Here is a 2,871-nt window from a genome sequence, read left to right as displayed (position 1 = left end):
GATTTTTAATCCTAAACTTTAGGTCTCTTTGTTTGTGGAGGGGAATTATAGGGAAATCAAACTTTGATGTCAATGGTTTTTTAGATGAATTTTGAAATTTATTTATATGTGTTAAGTTTTCAATGCTTTTTTAATAAATTTCACCGATAGCCATTCTATATAAAGCAGTTGTGTTGCTATTTATTAACTCTTTATGTATAAAATTCTTATACATTACATATATAAAGGAAAAAAATGGGACTTTACAATCGCGATTATGCTAGGGGAAATGCATCCGCATACAGTACTCAGGCTAGAAGTGAAACACAGATTGTATCTTTTGTAAAAGAGACATATAAACTTTTTGCTGCTTCTCTGATGGCAGGCGCTGTTGGTGCTTACGTTGGTGTACCGATGGCTGAAACAATAGCAGCTAATTTTTTCCCTCTACTAATTTTAGAGATTGGGCTTTTAATTGGGCTGCATTTTGTAAAACATAAGCCGGGAATTAACTTGGCTGTAATGTTTGGCTTTGTATTTATGACAGGTTTAATGTTGGCACCTTTGCTTTCACACACACTCGGGATGAATGGCGGTGGAGCTATTGTCGGAAATGCTTTTGCAATGACATCTCTTGTATTTGGTGCTATGAGCTTTTATGCTGTTAAAACAACTAAGGATTTTTCTGGTTACGGGAAGCCGTTAATGATAGCACTTGTTGTTATTATTGCTTTTTCTATTATAAACATCTTTTTGGGGAATCCATTGATGTCTATAGCTATCTCGGGAGCTGTTGTTTTACTATTTAGTATATTAGTAGTTTATGACACTCAAAATATCATTAAAGGTGCATATGAAACACCAATTGATGGTGCTATTGCTCTTTATTTAGATTTTTTAAACATATTCACTTCTCTTCTACACCTCTTTGGTATATTTGGAAGTGATGAATAACCAACTATCACCCGAACTTTATCGGGTGATTGATGCCAACCTAAACCGCCTCAAAGAAGGCATTAGAGTCGTTGAAGATATTGCAAGATACAGAGACAACAACAAAGAACTCTCCTCCCAATTAAAACAACTAAGACACAAAGCAAAAATCAAAGAGACATTAGAGTTACTAAAAGAGCGTGACAGCGTAAACGATGTACTTCGCACTACAATCAAGAGTGAACTTAACCGCACTGATATTTCTGCAATCATTCTAGCCAACTTTAAAAGAGCTCAGGAGTCTGCAAGAGTACTAGAGGAGCTTTATAAACTTCATAGTGCTGAGTATAGTGAGAGCTTTAAACAGATAAGATACGAGCTTTATACGTTAGAAAAATCTATTCTGGTCGGCAATAAATAAGCAGTATTTTTTTGAGGTATTTTTATAAAAGAAGATGAAAAGTAAGAGGGTAAGATTTGGCAATAATGCCAAATCTTATATAGTTTTATTTATTCAAGACCCATATCAAATTCTAGATATGCTCTAGCGATATTGCCTGGGTGAAGTAAATCATAAAGCGCTTTGTCTTTAAACTCTTTCAATGGTACTGCTTCAACGATTCCAGTACTGTCAACACCATCATCCATAGCGGCTTCAACTCTCTCTTTTGTTAAAGTAAAGTATTGTACAGATTCATCTGTTGCCGTCTTATCAATGATAAAGCCGTGCCCCGGAACTAAAATTGTCCAATCTTTTGAGTTAATAGTCTCAAGCGCAGAAAGTTGACCCATAACAGAACCGTCTCTGTTAGATGTAACTCTTCCGTTCATAACTAAGTCACCTGCTAAGATAAGTTTGTTATCTGGCATATACAAGAAATAATCCTCGACTGAGTGACCCATTCCAACAGGAACGTATTCAAGGTTTACACCCGCAACTTTAAACTTTATACTCTCTTTATGCCATTTGTCTACATGAATAATCTTTGTGCCTCTAATAGCATTTTTAGAAAGAGTTAAGAACATTCTAGACTCTTCATGACCAATCGGATAGTGCTTGTTGATAGATTCAGGACCAACAATTTCTGCCCCATGAACTTCTTTGTAGTAGTTGTTACCTAACCAGTGATCATCATGCTCATGACTTAAAATAACATGTGTTACAGGAAGCTTTCCGGCAATCTTGCTTACCGCTTCATAAGCCTGTTTTGCATATATGTAAGTCGGTCCGGTATCCCATAGAACATAACCTGTGTCACCTTTTATGTAACATGTGTTTACCATGTTTCCGCCATTCTCTTTTGTCGGAATTTCAAGTGCTCCAAAAAAACACCATACATTTTCGCTTACCTGCTTCGGTTTTAGATTGTACTGAAAATCAGCATCTGACTCATGACCGTCTGCAAAAGAAGCTGTTGCTAGCGGCAACATTGCTACTGCAGCTACAAGCAGTGGTTTAATCATCTTGTTTATCATATTTCTTCACCTTTTTATTTGATTTACTCTTTGTTGTAAGAATATAGTTGAAGTGTTTTATAACACATCAAATTTACTCTTTTTTTAACCTAAGACCTTCTCTCTTGAAAAAGAGAGAAGTGCGAAAAATTACTTAACTTTATCTTTATCACTATCAACAGCGCCTTTGTGATTGATTGTTTCAATAACAAGCTCATCACCTTTTTTACCTTGAACATTAAACATAAAGTAAGGGTTTTTAGATAGGAATGGTCCAGTAGACGCTTCCCATACAACTTTACCGTTTATTTTAGCAGTAATATGGGGAAGATAATCTACTTCTGCTTTTTTTGTCTCAGCTTCTTCTTTACCGATCATCGGGCTGTCAAGCAATATCTTAACTTCAACTAAACCTTTTTTTTCTTTTGCTTTTATTTTCATAATTTAATCCTTTTTTTTATTTTTATTTATATCTTTTGTATTCTGTTTAGGTTTAAATCAACC

Annotated in this window: 4 protein-coding genes; 2 read left to right on the top strand and 2 right to left on the bottom strand. The window is 35.1% G+C overall.

Translation table 11 applies throughout. From position 1 onward, the window contains the following. The first annotated feature begins 234 nt into the window (after positions 1-234). Entirely contained in the window at positions 235-933 is a 699-nt protein-coding gene (locus RQ763_RS11230) for a Bax inhibitor-1/YccA family protein (RefSeq protein ID WP_314153066.1), read from the top strand. Beyond that, the gene (locus tag RQ763_RS11225) at positions 926-1,333 is read left to right on the top strand and encodes a thiamine-phosphate pyrophosphorylase (protein WP_314153064.1); all 408 of its coding nucleotides are present in this window, start codon (positions 926-928) and stop codon (positions 1,331-1,333) included. The genes RQ763_RS11230 and RQ763_RS11225 overlap by 8 nt, the downstream gene beginning before the upstream one ends. Before the next feature lie 89 nt (positions 1,334-1,422). Here RQ763_RS11225 and RQ763_RS11220 read toward each other — a convergent pair whose 3' ends face one another. Beyond that, positions 1,423-2,388 carry an MBL fold metallo-hydrolase gene (locus RQ763_RS11220; protein ID WP_314153063.1) on the bottom strand — a complete coding sequence of 322 codons (966 nt, stop codon included), beginning with the start codon at positions 2,386-2,388 and terminating at the stop codon, positions 1,423-1,425. 129 nt (positions 2,389-2,517) lie between these two features. Then, the gene (gene soxZ / locus RQ763_RS11215; RefSeq protein ID WP_314153062.1) at positions 2,518-2,808 is read right to left on the bottom strand and encodes a thiosulfate oxidation carrier complex protein SoxZ; all 291 of its coding nucleotides are present in this window, start codon (positions 2,806-2,808) and stop codon (positions 2,518-2,520) included. Positions 2,809-2,871 lie beyond the last annotated feature (63 nt).

Origin of the sequence: Sulfurimonas sp. (assembly GCF_032250635.1) — a bacterium.
In the GTDB taxonomy this organism is placed as follows: Bacteria; Campylobacterota; Campylobacteria; order Campylobacterales; family Sulfurimonadaceae; genus Sulfurimonas.
Note: the sequence above shows the minus strand (reverse complement) of the source record. Positions and strands in the feature narration are given on the sequence as shown.

What these genes read in the sequence shown, in the direction of transcription:
- RQ763_RS11230 (WP_314153066.1), top strand. Translation starts at nt 235, where the DNA reads ATGGGACTTTACAATCGCGATTATGCTAGGGGAAATGCATCCGCATAC.
- RQ763_RS11225 (WP_314153064.1), top strand. Translation starts at nt 926, where the DNA reads ATGAATAACCAACTATCACCCGAACTTTATCGGGTGATTGATGCCAAC.
- RQ763_RS11220 (WP_314153063.1), bottom strand. Translation starts at nt 2,388, where the DNA reads ATGATAAACAAGATGATTAAACCACTGCTTGTAGCTGCAGTAGCAATG.
- soxZ (WP_314153062.1), bottom strand. Translation starts at nt 2,808, where the DNA reads ATGAAAATAAAAGCAAAAGAAAAAAAAGGTTTAGTTGAAGTTAAGATA.